Genomic DNA, 19,499 nt, shown 5'->3' with positions numbered 1-19,499 from the left:
AGCAACATCTCAGCGACAACCTCTACGAATACAGAGAAACACTTAATAACACGCATGTAAGATTAGCTGATAGAACAGGAGTACAACCTGTGCGCCCAGAGAGTGTCCAGTACAGAGTCATATAAACGTCGGACCTCGGCGGACCTTGGCTTGTCACTGAGATCGCCAGGTGAAATTCTCTACTAATGTAGAGAACATATAAAGTATAGGTAACAGCAATAGATACGCACTTTGCCTTTATTGCAAAAAAGTGGAATGTCTCGTTTTTGCTACGAACTTGTTGACGGACGCGCAATATGCTCTTGTCACGCCGAGAACGGCGAGTCGACAATCGTTTCAATTCGGGGAGATGTCATGAAGAACACCATTCGCAAAGCCGGTGTTGCCTGTGGCACCGCTTTTGCCTCAATCGCGATAGCGCTGACCACCGCAACGGGAGCCAGTGCCGTGAGCACTGCGGTGATCATCGGCGGTATCAAGATCAAGTCCATGGATGACACGTTGATGAAGCCGCTGCTCGAAGGCGCGTTCAAAAACGACGTTCGAACGTCGGTCACGTGGCCGGCCGAGGCCGGTCCGTACTCGGGCAAGGGTGACATGACACTCGGCGCGTCGATTCGCATCGGCATCCCGAACCTGGACGCAGCGATCGACACCGCCGTCGGCAATCTCCAGGCTCCCGGCGACAAGGTCACGGTCGTCGGACTGTCGGCCGGCTCGCTCGTCGTCAACGAGGTGATGCGCCAATGGATGGAAGAGGGCACCATGCCCGATCCCTCGAAGGTGACGTTCATCGTCGTCGAGGACTCCAGCCGCCAGGAACTGATCAAGGACGCCAAGTACAGCTCGAAGTACGACTACACCTACCAGCCGCCGCCCGTCACGCCGTTCAACGTCGTCGTGATCACCGGTGAGTACGACGGCATGGCCGACATGCCCGACCGCCCGTGGAACTTCCTGGCGATGGCCAACGCGATGGCCGGCTCGATCGTCGTGCACGTTCCCGTCATGTACACGACCTCGATGGCAGAGCTGGAAGCGCTCAAGGGGACGATGTACTACGAGAAGACGGTCAACGCCCAGGGCGGTGTCACCGAGCACTACCTGGTGCCCACCACCACGCTGCCGCTGGTGCAGCTGATGCCGTGGCTCAAGCCCAAGGAGGCCGAACTCAAGGCGAAGATCCAAAAGGGCTACAGCCGCTACGATGCCGCCCCCGCAGTCAAGGCGGCCGCGCTCACCGCACCCGAAGTCACGGCTGCCGCAGAGTCGTCGGATTCCGGCAGCACGACCGGTGAGGAAGCCTCTGCCGGACAGGCCCAGCCGGAACCGAAGGTGACGGCTCAGGATCGTCGCGACGCACGGGCCGAGGCCCGGGCAGAGGCCAAGGCCCAGCGGGCCGAGGCGAAGGCGGCTCGCGCCGAGGCCAGGGCCACGGCCAAGGCGGAGGCGGCCGCCAAGCGTGAAGCACGAAAGGCAGCCCGCCAGCAGGCTGCGACGGACGATGCGTCGTCCGATGGACCAGGGTCGTCTGAGTCCTCCGGCTCCTCGGAGTAAGCCCTCCCCGGAACTCGAGGCTGCCTGAAGCTTTCAGACACCCGCCCGAAGCCCCGTCCGACTGGTCGGGGCTTCGTGGTGTCTGCAGCAGTGTGTCAACAGCACAGTGTGTCTGCGGAGCGGTGTGACGGCCAGCGCGCCGCCCGGCGACGGCCTAAACTGCTGTGGCCGATGACCTATTTGCTGTGAGGTAGCGTTGATCTCCATGGATTCCCCGCAGTACGACGCGATCGTCGTGGGCGCCGGATTCGGCGGAATGGGTGCCGCGATCCAGCTCAAGAAGATGGGTTACGACGACATCCTGATCGTCGATCGCGAGGACGACCTGGGCGGCACGTGGCACGTCAACCACTACCCCGGGTTGGCCGTCGACATCCCGTCGCCGACCTACTCCTACTGGTTCGAGCCCAACCCGCGGTGGTCCCGGCTCTACGCCCCGGGCTCGGAACTCAAGGAGTACGCCGACCACGTCGCCGACAAGTACGACGTGCGCAGGCACATGCGGTTCAACGCGTCGGTCGACGGTGCGCGGTGGGACGAAGAGAACCAGTTCTGGCAGGTCGCACTGTCCGACGGGGAGACCCTGACCGGACGGTTCCTGGTCGCCGCGACCGGGTACCTGTCGCAGCCCCGCAATCCTGACATCCCTGGCATCGAGGACTTCACCGGTCGCATCATCCACAGCATGGACTGGGACGACGACTACTCCCCCGCCGGTGAGCGGATCGGCCTGATCGGTACCGGCGCGACGGCGGTGCAGCTGATCCCCGAGCTGTCGAAGACCGCGGCGGAGGTGACGGTGTATCAACGCACGCCGATCCACGTGGTTCCGAAGATGGACTTCGCGATCCCACCGGTCGTCCGTCGACTGTTTGCCCGTATCCCCTTGCTGCAGCGCCTGTTCCGCTTGACCACGGATGCCAACCTCGAGGTGATGATGATCCTGTCGGTCATCAACTACAAGTATTTCCGGCAGCTCAACGTGTTCGCGTCCTACCTGTCGCAATTCCATCGGTTCATGTCGATCCGGGACAAGGGCCTGCGGGCGAAGTTGACCCCCGACTACGACTTCGGCTGCAAGCGCCCCACCTATTCGAACTCCTACTACCGCACGCTCGCCAAACCGCATGTGAACCTACAGACCGCCGGCATCGAACGCATCGTGTCCGACGGGATCGTGGCCAACGACGGCACGAAGGCGACCATCGACACGCTGGTGCTGTGCACCGGCTTCGACATCTGGGAAGCCAACATCCCGGCCATCGAATTGATCGGCCGCGACGCCCGCAACCTCGGGAAGTGGTGGCGCGACAACGGCTTCCAGTCCTATCAGGGAGTGACGGTGCCCGCGTTCCCCAACCTCTTCATGCTGGCCGGGCCGTATGCCTCCAGCGGTCTGTCGTACTTCAACACCATGGAGTACCAGATGCGGCACATGCACCGGCTGTTCGGTGAACTGCAACGCCGGCGCGCACAGGTCTTCGAGGTCACCGAGGAGGCCAATGTCGCCTTCCGGGAACGGATGGCGGCGAAGTTGGGCAAGACGGTCTTCCGGCAGGGTGACTGCGCACGGTCGCGGTCGTACTACTTCAGCCCCAGTGGGGAAACGCTGGTGCGGCCGGCATCGACGAACGAAACCAACCGCGAGAACGAAAGTTTCCCGCTCAGTCACTACGCCTTCAGCTGACCCCGCAGGTCAGACCAGCTTTTCCCGGTTCCTGTGAACCTGGTGGCTAGCATGGCTACATGAATGTGCGGCGTGCCAAGAGTGTTCTCGCAGCGGTGATTCTGGCGCCGATGGCGCTGCTGACGGGGCTTGCCGGCGCCCCGGCGGCGCAGGCGCAGCCCTGCCCAGACATCGAAGTGATCTTCGCGCGGGGCACCGGCGCCGACCCCGGCCTCGGGTTCGTCGGCGACGCCTTCGTCGACCAGCTGCGGTCCAAAGTCGGCGGTCGGTCCGTGGGCGCCTACGCCGTCAACTATCCGGCGGGCTTCGACTTCGACGAATCAGCCCCCGCCGGTGCCGCGGATGCCACCGCCCGCGTGCAGTGGATGGCCGACAACTGCCCATCGACCAGGCTGGTGCTCGGCGGCATGTCCCAGGGTGCGGGCGTCATCGATCTCATCACCGTGGACCCGCAACCTCTGGGCCACTACACGCCGACCCCGCTGCCCGCGCATCTCTCCGACCACATCGCCGCCATCGCGGTGTTCGGCAATCCGCTGCGCGATGTCAAGGGCGGCGGTCCCCTGCCCGCCATGAGCAGCACGTACGGCCCGCGCAGCATCGACATGTGCGCCCTCGACGATCTGTTCTGTTCCAAGGGGTTGAGCCTGCCGGCGCATTTCGCCTACGTGGACAACGGGATGGTCGCGCAGGCGGCCGACTTCGTCGCCGGCAAACTCTGAGTCGCGAGCAAACTCGCTGCCCACCTGGGAGCATTCCCCAACCTGTTTCGGTCGGCAATCGCTGACAAGTCATAGCTGACGGTCGGGTCGATTCCTTAAACTCACAGCTGAAGATCCCTATTACCGGCTGTGCGGCGCGTAGGGTGTGTGCTACGCAGCAAATTGCAGCGCCGGGGAGGGCACATGCGTTTCAGCACAAGGTCAGCTAAGCGTTCGACACACCGTTGGGTCGCGGTGGTCGCAGCTGCTGTGGTGCTCCCGGCGACACTCGGCATGCCCAGCCTGATCGCGGCACCCGAGGCGGCCGCCGCCGTGCCCGATCAACTCAAAGTGGTGACCCTGGCGTTGTATCCGGGACACAACAGCGACGACCACGACGGCATCATGTGCACCGGAACGCGTACGTGCAACCCGGTGGCCTATCCGTACCTCGACCGGTACACCGGGTCAGACGACCTGCAGGCTGCTCTTGCGGCCACCGACTTCACCCAGCCGATGGTGGTGTTCGGATACAGCCAGGGCGCGCGCGTGATCGGTCAATGGCTCGAGGACCGCGCCGGGACCGAAGGGGTGCCAACCCCGGCACAGCTGAGCTTCGTCCTCATCGGCAATCCCGACCGCAAGTACGGCGGAACGCACAGGCGGCTCGGCTCGGTCACGCCGGCCACCGACTACGGCATCATCGACGTGACACAGCAGTACGACCGGGCCTCGGACTGGCCGGACAACCCGATGAACCTGTTGGCGTTCCTGAACGCGAACGCGGGGCTGACCAACATCCATGTCAACTACGACGACATCGACATCTACGATCCGGCCAATTACGTCTGGAAAGAGGGCAACACGATCTATGTCTTCGTTCCGACGGAGAACATCCCACTGCTCGACCCGTTGCGCAAGATGGGCCTCGACAAGCTCGCTGACGAACTCAATGGTCCGCTGAAGGCGAAGATCGAAAAGGGTTACGACCGCTCGTATCTGCCGGAATCCCGCGGTTGGCCCCCGGACCTGCTCCCCCCGATCGTGCCGCCGAACCCCGAGCCCGAACCGCAGCCGCAGACGCGAGCAGCGACCCCGCTGGCGAGCGCGCTGGCCGCAGCGCGAGACGCGCGGAAGGCGCGCGCGGCCGAGGTGGCTGCCGACGCGGCGGTGGACGCCGCGGTGAACGTGGTGAAGGCACCCGTCATCGAGGACGAGCCGGCAGTGGCCGACGTCGACGCCACGGCCACGACGCCCGACACGGACGCGGCGCAGGAGTCGACCACGAAGAAGAACGCCGCCGATCGCGCGGCCACACGCAAACGGCCCTTCGCGCGGCTCTTCGAGCGACACACCCGCTCGTCGAACGCGTCGTCGGACACAGCAGCAGGCGGGGACAGCGCATCCGGACAGGAGTGAGGACACCCGCTGTGCTTGGCTGATGTCATGGACGTCAGCCACCTCGCACCGCTCGAACAGACCGCCCTGCTGACCGAATACTGCCGCGCCCTCGACCAGCGCACGGCCCGGCCGATCCTGAAAGACCCGTGGGCCACCGAGACCGTCGGCGCCATCGACTACGACTTCACCACCTTGGCCGCCACGCCCAGCGTGGTGCCACTGGTGGCGCTGCGCGCCAAGATGATCGACGAGATCATCAGCGCGTTCCTGTCCAAGCACCCCGACGCCGTCGTGGTCGATCTGGGGGCCGGCCTGTCCTCGGCAGTGCACCGGGTCGACCCCACTCCTGGTGTCGACTGGTACAGCGTCGACCGGCCCGCCGTGTTGACGCTGCGCGCCGCTGTACTTCCGGCCCACCCGGCCGACCATCCCGTCCCCGCAGATCTGACCGCGCGGGGCTGGGCCGAGCAGATTCCGGCCGACCGGCCCGCCATGGTGTTCGCCGACGGGTTGATCGCATTCCTCGGCGAAGCCGAAGTGCAGGCGTTGCTCTCCGACGTGACAACACATTTCGGCACGGGTGTGCTCGCGTTCAACGACTACGGGCCGGTGAGCCGGGCCAACCGGCTGCTGGGCCGACTGGCGACCTCACGCAAGACGAACTCGCCCCACAACCAGTGGAACTTCCCCGGATTCGCCGATGCCCGCCGGCCGGAGTCCTGGGCCGCGCTGACCCTGCGTCGAGAACAGAGCGTGATGCAGCGGCCCGAAGCCGCGGCGTTCCCTCGCGGACTGCGGCTGGCGGCGCGGCTGTCCCACCGCATCCCGTCGATCGCCCGCAAGGCGCGAGTGCTGTCCTACCGGTTCTAGCGGGCCTCGCCGTTGCCGGCCGAGACCGAATCCGCGGCGCGCGGTCCCGCCGGTGTACGGCGGTGCACGACCACGCGGCCGCCCTGCGCCGGAGTGACGGTGACACCCCGGCTGTGCGGCTTCTCGTCGGGTGCGCTGGTCGGCTCGATACGGAACTCACGCAGGATGGTGCGCAGCGTGACCTCCATCTCCATCGTCGCGAACGAGGCTCCGATGCAGCGCATCATGCCGCCGCCGAAGGGGATCCACGCGAACGGGTTGGGCGGCTTGCCGACGAAGCGGTCCGGGTCGAAGCGGTCGGCGTCGGGGAAGCTGCTCTCCGCGGCCATCGCGAGCTGGGTGCTCGCCAGGATGGTGGCACCCTCGGGAATGACCCACTCGCCCAGCTGAATCCGGGTGCGAGCCCGGCGCAGCGCGGCGGTCAGCACCGGGCGGGTGCGCTGGGACTCGGCGATGGTGGCCAACAGCAATTCGTTGCCACCCGCGTCGACCTCGTCGGTCAGCCGTACCAGCAGATCAGGATGGCGACGAATGCGCTCGATGGTCCACGCCAGCTGCGTCGAGGTGGTCTCGTGACCGGCCACCAACATGGTGAGCAGTTCGTCGACGATGTAGCTGTCGGGAAGCGGTGAGCCGTCGTCGTAGCGGGCCTGCAGTAGCAGCGACAGCACGTCGCCGCGGTCGGCGAAATCCGGATCCGAACGAGCCTGGCTCATCACGGATTTCAGCAACTCGTCCATTCGGCGCCGGTAGCCGGCGAACTTCCCGCCCGGGCTCCAGGGCCCCATGTCTTTGCGCACGATCGACGGCATCAGCGCGATCTTCGACCCGAACTCGACGGCCTTGGGCATCAGCTCACGCATCTCGTCGAGTTCGGCTCCCTCGGCGCCGAACACGGTACGCAGGATCGTGTTGAGCGTGATGCGCATCATCGGGTCGACGGTCGGGAACTCGACCCCCTCGGCCCAGGTGCCGATCTCACGCAGCACCTCCTGCTCGGTCACGGTCTCGTAGGCGCGCATGTTCTTGCCGTTGAACGGCGGCAGCAGAAGCTTGCGCCGGGCGAGCAGCTCGTCACCCTCGAGGTTGAAGATCGAGCCGGGGCCGAGCACGTCGCCGCCCAGGTTGTTCTGCGGCCGGCCGATCAACTCTCGACTGCTGCTGAACAGTTCCTTGACCAGTGCGGGATCACTGATCACCACCGTGGTGCCGAACACCGGCACCCGCAGCGTGAACGTGGAGCCGTACCGGCGACCCAGCGCCGCGATCGATCCGTAGCGGGCCGCGAGTACGGCCGCGCCCTGAACCAGGCTGGGTACGGGCGGGCCCGGCGGCAGCTTGACCGGATCTGTGGTTGCCGCTGTCATGGTGTCACCTCGTTGTCTGGGGGCGTCAGGCTATCTGGTAATCGCTGAGCGGGAAGTGCTCCTGCTCCTTGACGGCCTGTCGAATGGACGTGGGCCGGAACAGCGGCGCCTCGCCGGACTTGTTGAACCAGTATGACCGCGAGTTGGTGCAGTCGCCGAGCCGGAACACCGAATCGTCGAGCAGTGTCAGCATGCGGTCGAGGAATCGGTCGTTGGCTTCCTCTGTGACCTCGAACGCCCGGCCACCGCTGCGCTGCAGTTCACCGAACAGTCGCTTCATGTGCCGCATCTGGTACTCGACGGTGTCGAACCACGACATGCCCACCCAGGCGTACGGGCTGGCCTGGTTGATCATGTTGGGGAACAGCGGCACCGTCATGCCCTCGTAGGCCTGGAACCCGTTCTCCCGCCACCACTTTCCGAGATCGCGACCTTCCCGGCCGATCACCGGGATCGCCGGCAGATTGGATTCCCACACGTCGAAACCGGTGGCGAGAACCAGGGTGTCGACGGTGCGTTTGACTCCGTCGCTGGTGACGATGCCGTCGGGGTCGATGCGCTCGATGCCCGCGGTCTCGAGGTGCACGTGCGTCTTGTTCAGCGCTCGGTAGTACACGTTCGACAGCGTCGGACGTTTGCAGCCGAAGTCGTAGTTCGGGGTGAGCTTGCGCCGCAGCTCCCTGTCCCGGATCGACAGGAAGCGGTGCAGGGCCCCGATGGCCGCCGCCGCGCTGTTCACCGGCCGGAACTGCCGGAACTTCCACATCGCGATGGTCACCATGAGGTCCATGAACAGGTCGCTGGACATCCGCAAAACCCGTTGTGCTGCAGGGAATCTCGCGAAAATCCGCTGCGCGGTGGGGCCGAAGGTGAGGTCGAACTTCGGCATCACCCAGATCGGGGTGCGCTGGTACACGGTCAGCTCGGCGACGTCCTCGGCGAGCTTGGGGATCAGCTGGACGCCGGTCGACCCGGTCCCGATGATCGCCGCCTTCTTGCCTCGCAGCGAGTACTCGTCGTTCCACTCCTGGGCATGCAGCACCGTCCCGGCGAAGTCCTCGATACCGGGGATGTCGGGCTTCTTCGGCTGGCTCAGGTAACCGGTGGCCAGGATGAGGAACTGCGCACGCAGCGTCTCCCCGCCCTGCAGGCACACCTGCCAGGTCTGCGACTCCTCGTCCCAGCGGGCACCGTCGACGGTGGTGTTGAAGCGCATGTAGCGCCGCAGGTCGTACTTGTCGGCGACGTGGTCGGCGTAGGTCTTGAGCTCAGCGCCGGGAGCGTAGAGCCGCGACCAGTACGGGTTGGGTTCGAACCAGTACGAATACGTCGTGGACGGAACATCGACCGTCAGGCCCGGATAGCGGTTGACATGCCAGGTACCGCCGAGATCGTCCTCCCGGTCGAGGATGACGATCCGGCGGTACCCCAGCCTGTTGAGCTGGATCGCGGCGCCCATTCCGCCGAATCCCGCACCGACGATGACAGCGTCGTATTCGGCGTCGTATTGCTCGGTACTCACGTGGCGATACTACGGGTTTTCACAGGAGCGTTCGCACGGGCGACCGCAGTCCCGCTCCTACTTGCTGTCACCGCCATCGGACTTGTCCGCACCGGCCTTGGCGCCCGAACCGTTGCCGCCGGCATCCCGCTTGCCGAACTTCGGCGCCTTCTTGGCAGGCTTCGCGTCGTCCGACGAATTCGCACCTGCGGCATCGGCTTTCGGCGCATCCGCTTGCGCGTCAGCGCCGGCCTTGCGGTCCTTGCCGAACGACCATTTCTTGGTGGGCTTGGCGGTGTCGTCCGAGGCCTTGCCGTCGTCGGTCTTGTCGACGACGGGAGTGACCTCGGGGGCGGGGGTCTGCGTGACCGCGCCCTTGTCGTCACCCTTGTCGCCGGCCTCGCCCTTGTCGGCGTCCGCAACCTTGCCCTGGTTGAACTTGTCGGTCAGGTTCTGGATCGCGGTGGCCAGGAAGTCGTTCTTCTTGGCCGGCTTGACCGCGTCAGTGGAGGTGTCCTTGGCGGGCTCCTCGACCTCGGGCGTGGTCTTGGCCGCCAGCAGCGTGGTCGCCGTCGACGTCTCCTCGCCGGGCAGCGGACCGATCCACTTGCCGTCCTCGCCGTAGTTCTTCTTGTACTTCGGCGGCACGTAGCTGTTCGGCGGGATGTCGTCGCCGGGCTTCCAGTCCGTCGGCATGAACGGGTCGGCCTTGTTGCAGTCCGGGCAGAGCACCTTCGCGAAGGGGCGCAGGACGTAGGCCGACAGCGACATCTGCGGGTTCCACAGCGTGCTCTGCGGCACGAAGGGGTACCAGCTCTTCCACAGCGCCGACGTCAGGCGGACCGTGGTGTCCCAGATCTCCTTACCGGAGGGGAAGTCAACCGCCTCGGGATCATTGAGCAGGTAATCCCAGGTCGCATTCCAGCCGGCGTTGGGATCGAGTTTGACGGTCTCGCCTGACCAGTTGGTGGGCAAGCCGGTCTCGCCGAGCTCTTGGCCCCAGTAGGTCTCGTTGGCGCTGATCGGATTGATCACCTCGGGGAACGTGTAGCCGTTGCCGAGGTAGAACTCCCACGGCGCCACCGTGAACATGTGGCTCAGAATGCTGCCCGGGTCGGGGCACGGCGGGAAGCCGGAGCAGCCCGCGTCCATCGGCAGGTTCGCGGCGAGGAAGTAGAACGTCGCGATGCCCGCCTGCTCCGAGTACGGCTTGAAGGGCAGGAGCATGTCCACGAAGCCCTTGGTCATTTCCTCGTTCGGCGGATCCCACCCGAGGACATTGACGTCGCTGTAGACCCACCAGCTCTTGCTCTCTTCCATCGCGGCCGAGAAACGGTTGATGCCGTCGATCTCGGCCTGCGGGATGCTCAGCACCGCGTTGAAGAGATTGGGAATGATGTTGGCGTAGGACTGTCCCGGCTTCAGGCCGGTGCTCGCCGCAACCAGGTCGACGTCCATCGATGTGATGGTCCGTTCCTGGGCGGCGCTCACTGCGGCCTCGACCGGCAGTACCGACCCCGCCGCGATCAACGTGGCCCCGACAAGCGCTACGCCTGTCGTGACGTACGGCCGCAACGCTGATTGCATCTGTGCATCCCTCTCGTCGGACGTGCTCGGGGGTCTCGCGTAACGGGTCACGACGAGATCACGATGACAGTACAGAAGTGTGATGCAGGTGTCCAGCTATTGGAGAATTGCTGCGCCGTCACATGTGTCCACGAAGATGTGGGTGTTCCGCCTGCCTGGCGCACTCGGCGCGCTTTTCGTCATGCGCGCCCCGCATCACCGAAATGTCATGGCTGACCAGGCTTTGCGAATGTCGGCAGCGTCAATATGCGCAGGCGTCAGATCCTCGTCAGCAATGTGAAAGCGCAAACAAGCGGTCGTGGCGTCGGGGTGAGGATGCTTTGCCGGAGGCCGGTCCCGCCTGGGTCAGAGACCCTCGGCGGCCAACCAGGTGGCGATGCGCACGGCTACCGCCTCCCACCCCGGCTCCAGCATCATGTTGTGCCCCATTCGAGGGAAGAACTCGGGCTCGGTGCGGTAGGCCCGCGCGGTGGCCTCCACCTCGGCAGGGGTGACGGCGCCGTCGTCGGCGGCCCCCAGCACCAGCATCCGCGTCTGTATCCGGTCCGGATGCGGCCGGTTGACGATCCCGTCGGTACCCGACCGGGCGCTCTCCTCACCCAACCGCTCGGCGTAGCGCAGTACCAGCTCCTCGGGGGTGTGCGGCGAGAAGAAACGCTCCCGGGCCAGCTCAGGAGTGCTGACGTACGGCAGCGTCCGGCGCGTCACCGACATCTTCGCGAAGTGCCAGGGGTGCCGTCGCAACCAGCGCAGCCCCGAGCGCAGATAGCCCTGCGGGGGCATCGACGCCATCAGTACCGCGGCGGGCGCGTCGTGCGACTCCAGGTACTTCTGCACCACGAAGCCGCCCATGGAGTGTCCGATCAGCACCGGTGGCGTCGCCAGACCGGTGGCAACAGCCGCGACATCGGCCTCGAAGTCGTCGAACGTGCAGTCGTTGAGGGGTTTGTCGGTACCGCTACCGCCATGCCCGCGCAGGCTCAGTGCCAGCGCTCGATAGCCGCGGTCTGCGAACCAGCCCAGGAAGTGCTCGTCCCAGCACCACGCCGCGTGCCAGGCGCCATGGACGAACAGCAAGGGGGTGGGATGGTCGGCGCTCTCCTGCCCCCGGTCGACAACCTCGAGCAATGGTCTCCTCGGTTTTCGGGCGGGTGGGTGGGCAGCGCATCGGGCGGGCAGGTGGGCAGCGCATCGGGCGGGCAGGTGGGCAGCGTCCCTGATAGTACGGTTTGTCCTATGAGCTCGAGCGCCCGACGAGGCGGAACATCCACCGGCGGGCTGCGATTCGGCCTGCTCGACGGGATCGTCAACACCCGCTTCTCGCCGACGGCGGCCACCCGGTTCGCCGGCGCCACCGTGGCTCTCAACGGCGGCGACTCGCTGTGGGTGGGCGATCACCTGAACTCGCTGATCCCCCGCTCGCTGGCCACCCCCGAGCACCTCGGCGTCGGGGCCAAGCTGGTGCCGAAGGTGGACGCGATCCTGGAACCGTGGACGATGCTCGGCCACCTGGCGGCGCGCAACCGGTTCACCCGCCTGCGGCTCGGCGTCTGCGTCACCGATGCCAGCCGGCGCAATCCTGCGGTCACGGCGCAGGCCGCGGCGACGCTGCACCTGCTCACCAAAGGTCGCGCCATGCTCGGCATCGGGGTCGGGGAACGTGAGGGCAACGAGCCCTACGGCGTCCCGTGGGAACGGCCGGTGGCCCGCTTCGAGGAGGCCGTGGCGACGATCCGTGCGCTGTGGAACTCCGGCGGCGAGCCGATCACCCGAGACTCGGAGTTCTTTCCGCTGCACAACGCGGTGTTCGACCTGCCGCCCTACCGCGGCACCTGGCCGGAGATGTGGGTGGCCGCGCAGGGGCCCAGGATGCTGCGCATCACCGGCCGGCATGCCGACGGGTGGGTGCCCTTCACCGTGTCCCGGCCCGCCGACTACTCCCGCGCGCTGACCACCGTGCGCGACGTGGCAACCGATGCAGGTCGCGACCCCGACGCGATCGTCCCCGCGCTCAACCGCGCCGTCGTGGTGGGCCGCACGCGCGATGACGTGGACGAAGCCCTCGACGGGGTCATTCTGAAGTCGTCGGCGCTGGCCGCACCTGCCGAAACGTGGGCCCGGCACGGTGCCGTGCACCCGCTGGGTGCGGACTTCTCCGGCGTGCAGGACCTGGTCCCCCAGACCATCGACTACGAGAGCGCGCTGGCCTACACGAAGGCGGTGCCGCCGTCGTTGATGCGGGAGATCACGTTCAGTGGCACCGCCGACGACGTGCTGGACCAGATCGCCGAGTGGCGCGATCACGGGCTGCGGTACCTGCTCGTGCTGAACGCGAGCCAGCTCAATCCGCGGTTGCGCAAGGCGGTCGCGGCGAGCGGGCCGTTCGGGACCGTGCTGCGGGGGCTCAAGAAGCTCTGACCACCCTGCCATCAGCGAGTTAGCTGACTTCGCCAGAGCGTCAGTTTTCGTTACATTGCTGTGCGCGGTCAGCGTGACGTGGGCAGGACCGGCGCTGCCGCCGCATATTTGCCGGCGAGTCAATTTTGCCGCAGCTGATGTCGAGGTCAGCGGCGTCTGCCGGCAGCCGGCGGCTGCGCCGAACTCACCGGAGAGCTTTTCGCAGTCTTTGCACACGGCGGTACTGTGACCGTCTATCGTTGCTTTGCTACGGTCGCATTCGTCCGCCGCATACGGGGAGCGGGTTTGCAGGCGACCGTCACGTCCGACCACAGAAGGATTCCCGATGCACACAGCTCTGCGTCCGTACGCCACCGCTGGCGTCGCGCTGGTGGGGGCCAGCCTCATCGCCGTCAGTCCCGTCGCTCCGACTCCGCACACGACCGTGGTCCGTGACGTCGACGTCGCACTGACGGGCTCACTGGCCAACATTCCGGCCAACGCGTTCATGGCCGCCCTCAACACCCCGGCCAACATGGTGTTCGGCATCCAGCGGTTCGCGGACGCGATGGCAGCCAGCGGCAGCTGGGAAGTCTCGCAACCCAACAACGTGTGGGGCTGGGATCCGGCGAACCCGGAGATGCTCGAGGGCTTCGTCGACATGCTGGTGCCGTTCCCGGCGCTGTCGCGCCCGCTCGGAGAGCACCTGAACTGGTGGGCCGCAGCAAATCTCCCCATGCACGAGGGTTGTGCGTTCGAGTGCACCGACCCCATCGGCATGCTGCAGTCGATGTTCACGGTGCCGATGTGGAAGTTCTACTCCCCCGAGGGCTACACCTTCGGTGAGGTCATCAATCCCGTCGACGGCAAGCCCACCGAGTGGTCCGGCCAGACGATCAAGCTCGACCGGTTCGAGGTCATCAAATCCGTCGCCGACTACTTCACCGGTGAGCCCCAGGCTTTCCGGCCGGTCACGATGTACGACTTCGTCACCGCCAGCGCCAATCTCGCTGCCGCACTGCAGGTCACCGGGCACGTCCCGGACTGGCTGGCCGTGCGCGAGATCGAGACGTTCGTGAAGCTGTTCGTGCCCAAGCCCGAGAACCCCGCCGTCGAGGACAAGGACTACCCGGACAACCCGACGGGCTGGCCCGGGGGCGCTCCCGAGACCGAGACCAGCCGTGTGGTCAGCCTCGACACCGTGACTGCGCCGCCGTCGCCGGAGGCGCAGGCCCCGGCGCGCACCGCCACCGGGCTGTTCGGCAAGAAGACCGCGCAGGTGACCGACGTTGCACAGACGACGGAGAAGGCCACGGGCGCTGACGAGGCGACCGGCGACACCGACGCGGCCGAGCTGGCTGACGCCGCTCCGTCCACCGAAAAGCCCACCGAAAAGCCCACCGACAAGCCCACCGGGACAAAGGGTCGCACCGGGTCGTTCAGCGTGGCCTCGACGGTGGAGAACCTGCAGAAGAAGTTCGCCGCCGCCACCGAGAAGACCACCGAGAAAGCCACCGAGAAAGCCACCGACAGGGCGGCAGACAGGGCTTCGTCGCGCACAGCGGACCGCGCGGCGAAGTCGAGCGCTTCCTCATCCGATTCGGGCTCGGCGAAGACCTCGAAGAAGGACTCCGGCGACAACGAGTAGGTGGAAAAGCCGGTGGAGAGTGCGACCGTCGGCGGTTAATCTACGCCGATGCCATCCTGGGAGGCGCTCGCGGCGTTCGCCGTCGCGTCGGTCATCATCATCGCCATTCCTGGACCGAGCGTGCTGTTCGTCATCGGCCGGTCCCTCTCGTCAGGTCGGCGCGCCGGACTGCTGAGCGTGGTGGGCAACGAGCTCGGAGCCCTCCCGCTGGTAGCCGCCGTCGCCCTTGGCGTGGGAACCGTGGTGGCACAGTCGATCCTGCTGTTCACGGTGATCAAGCTCGCAGGTGCTGCGTACCTGGTGTGCCTCGGCGTCCAGGCGATCCGGCAGCGACGGGACCACGCCGTCGTGGCGGCCTCCGGCCAACCACCCGCCTCGTCATGGGAGAGCCTGCGCCACGGCTTCGTCGTGGGCGTGACCAATCCCAAGACCATCGTGTTCTTCGTCGCAGCGCTGCCGCAGTTCGTCGACATCCACGCCGGCAACGTGGCCACCCAGATGATGGTCCTCGGGCTCGTCTTCACCCTCATCGCCTGGGCGTGCGACACCGTGTGGGCGCTGGCCGCGGGGACCGCCCGCGCGTGGTTCGCGACCTCTGGTGACCGCTTGGCAGCGCTCCGCGCGGCCGGCGGCACCATGATGATCGGACTGGCCGGCGCACTTGCGCTGACGAGCAACAAGGCGGCCTGAGAGCTACCCCCGGTGCTCAACGCGTGCGGGGACCGAACCAGGCGCGGTTGCCGAACCGGTCGAGGTGCACCACCTCGTCCACCGGCCTGCGCGTGGTCGGGCCGTAGCGGCCCTTGGGCCAGCCCAGCGGCACCACCGCACACGGCGTGACGTCCATCGGCAGCCCGAGGATGCGCCGCGCGGACGTGAGGTTCCACAGCGGGAGCGTGATCAGCGAGGCGCCGAGCCCCATCGAGCGGGCCGCCAGCAGCAGGTTCTGCACGCTGGGGTAGATCGATCCGAAGAACGCCGATGCCGCCGCGTGCGGCATCGGCACGAACGGCACCTTGCCCTCGCGCGCGCCGAGTCGCAGGCACGCGATCACCAGCACCGGAATCTCGGTGAAGTGCTCCAGCTGCCATTCGATGGCCTTGACGCTTTTGGCCATCTCCTCGTCATACGACGCGATGTCGGCAATCGACGTGCGGTGAAAAGCGCGCCACGCCAACCGGTATCGACGCTGCAACTTCCTCTTGACGCGCTGGTCCTTGACCACCACGAATTCCCAGTTCTGCCCGTTGGCGCCCGTCGGGGCCCGCAACGCGAGCTCGATGCACTTGAGCACGATCGCGTCGTCGACCGGGTCGGGGCGCACCCGACGGATCGCCCGCTGGGTCATCATCGCCTCGACGAGCGACATGTCCAGCCGGGCCAGCGCGTCATCGGCGCTCGGGATGGGTTCGGGCATGCTCACGCCTCCCGTGCGATCCATGATGCCGTGAACTGCTGCATCTGCGGGACGTCGCGGGCGATCAGGTCGGCGACGTAGCGTTCGATGCGGCCCCCCATCACCGGGATCCGGACCTCGACCGTGCCGCGCACCCGCAACCGCGACCCCGTCGGAATCGCCTGCAGCACCATGGTTCCCGACCCGGAGCTGGGCACCCCGCGAGCGGTGATGCCGAATTCGCCGTGCACCTCTGCTGCGTCGGCACCCGGCCGCCACGACTCCCTGCGCGTGATCGAGGTGTCCCCGGGCAGCATGCGCCCGATCTGCCCGGGCAGCATGTCCTGGCGCAGATCCTGCGTGGTCTGAACGACGACGGCGCCGTCGGGCTCGACGGTCAGCGAATCCAACGTCATCGAATCGCCACCGTAGGCGGCCAGCCGGGCCAGCCAGTAGTCCCTGGTGCCGAAGGCGGCGAGCACGTCGGCGACCTCGGCGCTCGCCTCGGCACTCACGTCGAACGGGCGCGCCACGGTTAGCGACGCTCCGATGATGCGCGACCGAACACCTTGTCGGCGACCCGGCCGGCGAACCGCCGCGCCTCCTCGAGGTGTTCGTCGTTGATGTTCGTCGGGGGCAGCTTCATGCCGAGGTAGCGCTCCTTGTACTCCCCCGACCCCAGGTAGCTGGTCAGCGACAGCATGGACGGCAGCTCCCCACCGGGGTAGGTGAAGTGGATCCCGTCGACGTAGCGGCCGCCCTTCTTCTCGGCCAGCTTGCGGACCCCGGCGAGGTTCTTGCGCCACTTGCGCCGGCACACCACGAACACCGCAAATCGCTTGCCGTCCAACACCGGCCGCGCCTCATGCGACATCAGGAACGTGCGCAGCGGCATCGACACGGTGTCCCACCACGTCGGCGAACCGATGCAGATCAGGTCGTAGGAACCGGTGCGCACCGCGTCGGGGGTGCGGATGTCGCCGGTGCGCTTGAGCGTCTGCGCAGGCAGCATACCGAGAAACTCCGGCCACACCCGCTGCATCGGGAAGCGGGAGAACCGCTCGGCGTAGCGGGGATCGGTGAACTCGATCGGCGCCTCGGTCACGTCGTAGCCGCGGGCACGGAACACCTCGGCCGCGGCGTCGAGCACCTTTTTGGCCTGCCCGGTGTAGCTGTAGTAGAGCAACAGCACCTTCGGTGATTCAGCCAACTCCGGCACATCCTTTCCTGGCCTGGGGAACCCGACGTGCCACGCCGGGCCTCGAGCGCATAGCCTCACACACGTGAACGACAAAGTTGCGGTCAATCTGAGCGGCCCCGCGAAGACGATGCTGTCCACGTTGTACCTCAAGGCGCTCGACGCCGACTTCGACCAGCCGATCCTCGGCGACACGTTCGCCAAGGCCGCGATCGGCAAGCTCGACTTCGACTGGAGTGAGCTCGAGATCACCCCGAAGTGGGCCCCGCTGTTCACCGTTCGCACCGCGCAGTACGACATCTGGGTGCGGCAGTTCATCGCCGCGCACCCGGAGTGCACCGTCGTGCACCTGGGATGCGGGCTGGACTGCCGCGTCTTCCGCGTCGACCCCGGGCCCGGCGTCCGTTGGTACGACGTCGATTTCCCGCAGGTGATCGCGCTTCGCGAACAGATCTACCCCAGCCGGGACAACTACGAGCTGATCGCGACGCCGGCCACCGAACCGCAGTGGCTCGAGCAGATTCCCGCCGACCGGCCGACGCTGCTGATCGCCGAGGGCATCAGCATGTACCTGACCGAGGACGAGGGCATCGCGCTGCTGCGCCGGTTCGTCGACCGCTTCGGCACCGGCGAGCTGCAGATCGACTTCTTCAACTGGCTGGCCATCAAATCCCAGAAGAGCCAATCGCTGGTACGCACCTCCGGCTCGGTCCTGTACTGGGCGGTCAACAGTCCCCAGCAGATCCTCGACAAGCTGCCCGACATCCGGTTGCTCTCCGCGACAACGTTTTTCGACGCGAGCACCTATGCCCGCACCAGTCGCGGCATGCACGCGCTCAAACGTCTGGTCGCGGCTGCGCCGCCGCTGCGGACCTCGTTGCAATACCATCGCTTCGCGTTCGGCGCCTAGGCGCCCGTGGTCGCGGCCTGCTTGGCCGCGATGCTGTGCAGCTGCGCCTCGATCGCGGCGATCGACTTGTCGCGATCGGGGCCGTGGCTGTGGTACTCGATCATCAACTGCCCGCTGAAGATCTTCGACGTGTAGATCTCGATACCTGCGCCGACCGCGAAGTAGAACTCGCCGTGGCTGGCGGCCACCTCCATGTCCGGCGGAGTGCGCAGTGGCGGCACGATGCCGTTGTCGGTGAACATCACCACATCGGGCAGACCGGGCGGGTTGCCGACGTACTGCGGGCTGAAGTGCAGGAAGCTCTGCTGGATGACGCCTTCGGCGATGTCCTTCTTGTACGTGTCGTTGATGTCGCGGGCCAGCGCCGCCACATCGGTACCCGGATGGATCTCGGCGAGATATGTCGCGATCCCCACCGGGTTGGTGCTCTCGGTCGCCGACACCGGCGGCGTCAGCAAATAGCGCAGATCGACCGGATACACGTACGGCACCGGGATGTTGGGGGTGTTGCGCACCTGCCACTCGGCCATCAGCACCGCGGCCGACAGAAGACTGTTGAGGCCGAGCTTGTTGGCCCGGCAGAACGCGATGATCTTCTCGGTGTCCTGCGCCGAGAGGGTGCAGTACTCCATCGGAACCAGTTGCGGCAGCACCGGATTGGTTTCCGAGGGCGCGCGGCGCGACGGCGGCAGCTCGTAGGCGAACATCGCCGCCAGCAACCGCTCCAACCCCGAGCGCGGCCTCTTCTCCACGCCGCGGCTGGCCAGGATGACCTCCAGCGGCTCAGGTGCGGGATGCACCTTCACCGGACGGGTGGTGCCCGTGGTCACCAGATCGGTGTAGGTGGAGAACAGCTCCTCGACGAGACTGAACTGGTGGTGGCCGTCGGCCAGACTGTGGTGGATGTAGAGCGTCGGCTGGGCCACCCCGTCGCGGATCGTCAGGCGCAGATGCACCAGCGACTGGGTCTGATCGAAGATCAGCGGCGGAGCCGGCTCGTCACCGGTCAGCTCCACCACCTCGATACCCGGGTGCATCAGATCGTCGAGCACGATCTCCCACTTGCCGTCGGGCAGCTGCTCGAGATGCCCGCCGAGCACAGGATGCGCCTCCAGGAGCGCGTCGAACGCGTCCGACAGCGCGTCGGCGTCCATCGGACCCTTGACGTGCGCCGCCAACCCGATGAAGTTGTGCGTCTCGGCGAACATCTCCTCGCTTCGGGCGAGCTTACGAATCCCCGAGGACGGAAACATCGGTATCAGACTCCCTCAAAGGTCGG

Annotated in this window: 18 protein-coding genes; 9 read left to right on the top strand and 9 right to left on the bottom strand. The window is 66.3% G+C overall.

The features are described from left to right. Positions 1-305: 305 nt before the first annotated feature. A complete protein-coding gene (locus ACZY1G_RS17375) occupies positions 306-491 on the bottom strand; it encodes a hypothetical protein (protein WP_463816038.1) in 186 nt (61 codons plus the stop codon). Here ACZY1G_RS17375 and ACZY1G_RS17370 point away from each other — a divergent pair. The 5 genes from ACZY1G_RS17370 to ACZY1G_RS17350 all read left to right on the top strand — a co-directional run bounded on the left by ACZY1G_RS17370 (position 490) and on the right by ACZY1G_RS17350 (position 6,216). Then, positions 490-1,557, top strand: coding sequence for a PE-PPE domain-containing protein (locus ACZY1G_RS17370; protein WP_463816037.1), 1,068 nt, complete (start codon positions 490-492; stop codon positions 1,555-1,557). The two genes, ACZY1G_RS17375 and ACZY1G_RS17370, sit on opposite strands and share 2 nt — an antisense overlap. 205 nt (positions 1,558-1,762) lie before the next feature. Continuing rightward, positions 1,763-3,244 (top strand): flavin-containing monooxygenase, encoded by a 1,482-nt coding sequence (locus ACZY1G_RS17365; RefSeq protein WP_463823086.1) that lies wholly within the window; start codon positions 1,763-1,765, stop codon positions 3,242-3,244. A 59-nt stretch (positions 3,245-3,303) separates the two neighbouring features. Continuing rightward, positions 3,304-3,966 carry a cutinase family protein gene (locus tag ACZY1G_RS17360; RefSeq protein WP_463816035.1) on the top strand — a complete coding sequence of 221 codons (663 nt, stop codon included), beginning with the start codon at positions 3,304-3,306 and terminating at the stop codon, positions 3,964-3,966. Positions 3,967-4,200: 234 nt separating this feature from the next. Next, positions 4,201-5,364: a PE-PPE domain-containing protein gene (locus ACZY1G_RS17355; protein ID WP_463823085.1), complete on the top strand. Its 1,164-nt coding sequence runs from the start codon at positions 4,201-4,203 to the stop codon at positions 5,362-5,364. A gap of 27 nt (positions 5,365-5,391) precedes the next feature. Beyond that, positions 5,392-6,216 carry a class I SAM-dependent methyltransferase gene (locus tag ACZY1G_RS17350; RefSeq protein WP_463823084.1) on the top strand — a complete coding sequence of 275 codons (825 nt, stop codon included), beginning with the start codon at positions 5,392-5,394 and terminating at the stop codon, positions 6,214-6,216. Here the strand turns inward: ACZY1G_RS17350 and ACZY1G_RS17345 are convergent. From ACZY1G_RS17345 to ACZY1G_RS17330, 4 genes are all read right to left on the bottom strand, one after another. Then, positions 6,213-7,583, bottom strand: a complete 1,371-nt coding sequence (locus tag ACZY1G_RS17345) for a cytochrome P450 (protein ID WP_463816032.1) — start codon at positions 7,581-7,583, stop codon at positions 6,213-6,215. The genes ACZY1G_RS17350 and ACZY1G_RS17345 overlap by 4 nt on opposite strands. Before the next feature lie 25 nt (positions 7,584-7,608). After that, positions 7,609-9,105, bottom strand: a complete 1,497-nt coding sequence (locus ACZY1G_RS17340; RefSeq protein ID WP_463823083.1) for a flavin-containing monooxygenase — start codon at positions 9,103-9,105, stop codon at positions 7,609-7,611. Positions 9,106-9,162: 57 nt separating this feature from the next. Next, positions 9,163-10,671, bottom strand: a complete 1,509-nt coding sequence (locus ACZY1G_RS17335; RefSeq protein WP_463823082.1) for a cell envelope integrity TolA family protein — start codon at positions 10,669-10,671, stop codon at positions 9,163-9,165. 345 nt (positions 10,672-11,016) lie between these two features. After that, positions 11,017-11,799: an alpha/beta hydrolase gene (locus ACZY1G_RS17330; protein ID WP_463823081.1), complete on the bottom strand. Its 783-nt coding sequence runs from the start codon at positions 11,797-11,799 to the stop codon at positions 11,017-11,019. Between the two features lie 108 nt (positions 11,800-11,907). Here ACZY1G_RS17330 and ACZY1G_RS17325 point away from each other — a divergent pair, with 108 nt between their 5' ends. The 3 genes from ACZY1G_RS17325 (at position 11,908) to ACZY1G_RS17315 (ending at position 15,406) form a co-directional block, all read left to right on the top strand. Then, the gene (locus ACZY1G_RS17325) at positions 11,908-13,089 is read left to right on the top strand and encodes an LLM class flavin-dependent oxidoreductase (protein ID WP_463823080.1); all 1,182 of its coding nucleotides are present in this window, start codon (positions 11,908-11,910) and stop codon (positions 13,087-13,089) included. A gap of 325 nt (positions 13,090-13,414) precedes the next feature. Then, the gene (locus tag ACZY1G_RS17320) at positions 13,415-14,716 is read left to right on the top strand and encodes a hypothetical protein (RefSeq protein ID WP_463823079.1); all 1,302 of its coding nucleotides are present in this window, start codon (positions 13,415-13,417) and stop codon (positions 14,714-14,716) included. A 48-nt stretch (positions 14,717-14,764) separates the two neighbouring features. Then, a complete protein-coding gene (locus ACZY1G_RS17315) occupies positions 14,765-15,406 on the top strand; it encodes a LysE family translocator (protein WP_463816026.1) in 642 nt (213 codons plus the stop codon). Between the two features lie 16 nt (positions 15,407-15,422). Here the strand turns inward: ACZY1G_RS17315 and ACZY1G_RS17310 are convergent, their stop codons facing one another. The 3 genes from ACZY1G_RS17310 to ACZY1G_RS17300 are packed head-to-tail and all read right to left on the bottom strand — an operon-like array spanning position 15,423 to position 17,322. Continuing rightward, positions 15,423-16,133 carry a nitroreductase family protein gene (locus ACZY1G_RS17310; RefSeq protein ID WP_463816025.1) on the bottom strand — a complete coding sequence of 237 codons (711 nt, stop codon included), beginning with the start codon at positions 16,131-16,133 and terminating at the stop codon, positions 15,423-15,425. A 2-nt stretch (positions 16,134-16,135) separates the two neighbouring features. After that, a complete protein-coding gene (locus ACZY1G_RS17305; RefSeq protein WP_463816024.1) occupies positions 16,136-16,645 on the bottom strand; it encodes a DUF2505 domain-containing protein in 510 nt (169 codons plus the stop codon). A gap of 2 nt (positions 16,646-16,647) precedes the next feature. Further along, the gene (locus tag ACZY1G_RS17300) at positions 16,648-17,322 is read right to left on the bottom strand and encodes a flavodoxin family protein (RefSeq protein ID WP_463816023.1); all 675 of its coding nucleotides are present in this window, start codon (positions 17,320-17,322) and stop codon (positions 16,648-16,650) included. Positions 17,323-17,395: 73 nt separating this feature from the next. Here ACZY1G_RS17300 and ACZY1G_RS17295 point away from each other — a divergent pair, with 73 nt between their 5' ends. Next, positions 17,396-18,220 carry a class I SAM-dependent methyltransferase gene (locus ACZY1G_RS17295; RefSeq protein WP_463816022.1) on the top strand — a complete coding sequence of 275 codons (825 nt, stop codon included), beginning with the start codon at positions 17,396-17,398 and terminating at the stop codon, positions 18,218-18,220. Here ACZY1G_RS17295 and ACZY1G_RS17290 read toward each other — a convergent pair. Beyond that, positions 18,217-19,473, bottom strand: coding sequence for a phthiocerol/phthiodiolone dimycocerosyl transferase (locus ACZY1G_RS17290; RefSeq protein ID WP_463816021.1), 1,257 nt, complete (start codon positions 19,471-19,473; stop codon positions 18,217-18,219). The genes ACZY1G_RS17295 and ACZY1G_RS17290 overlap by 4 nt on opposite strands. Positions 19,474-19,499 lie beyond the last annotated feature (26 nt).

It is taken from the genome of Mycobacterium sp. IDUB_5, assembly GCF_055419565.1.
The sequence above is the reverse complement of the archived record's forward strand: the minus strand, read 5'-3'. Positions and strand labels throughout refer to the sequence as shown.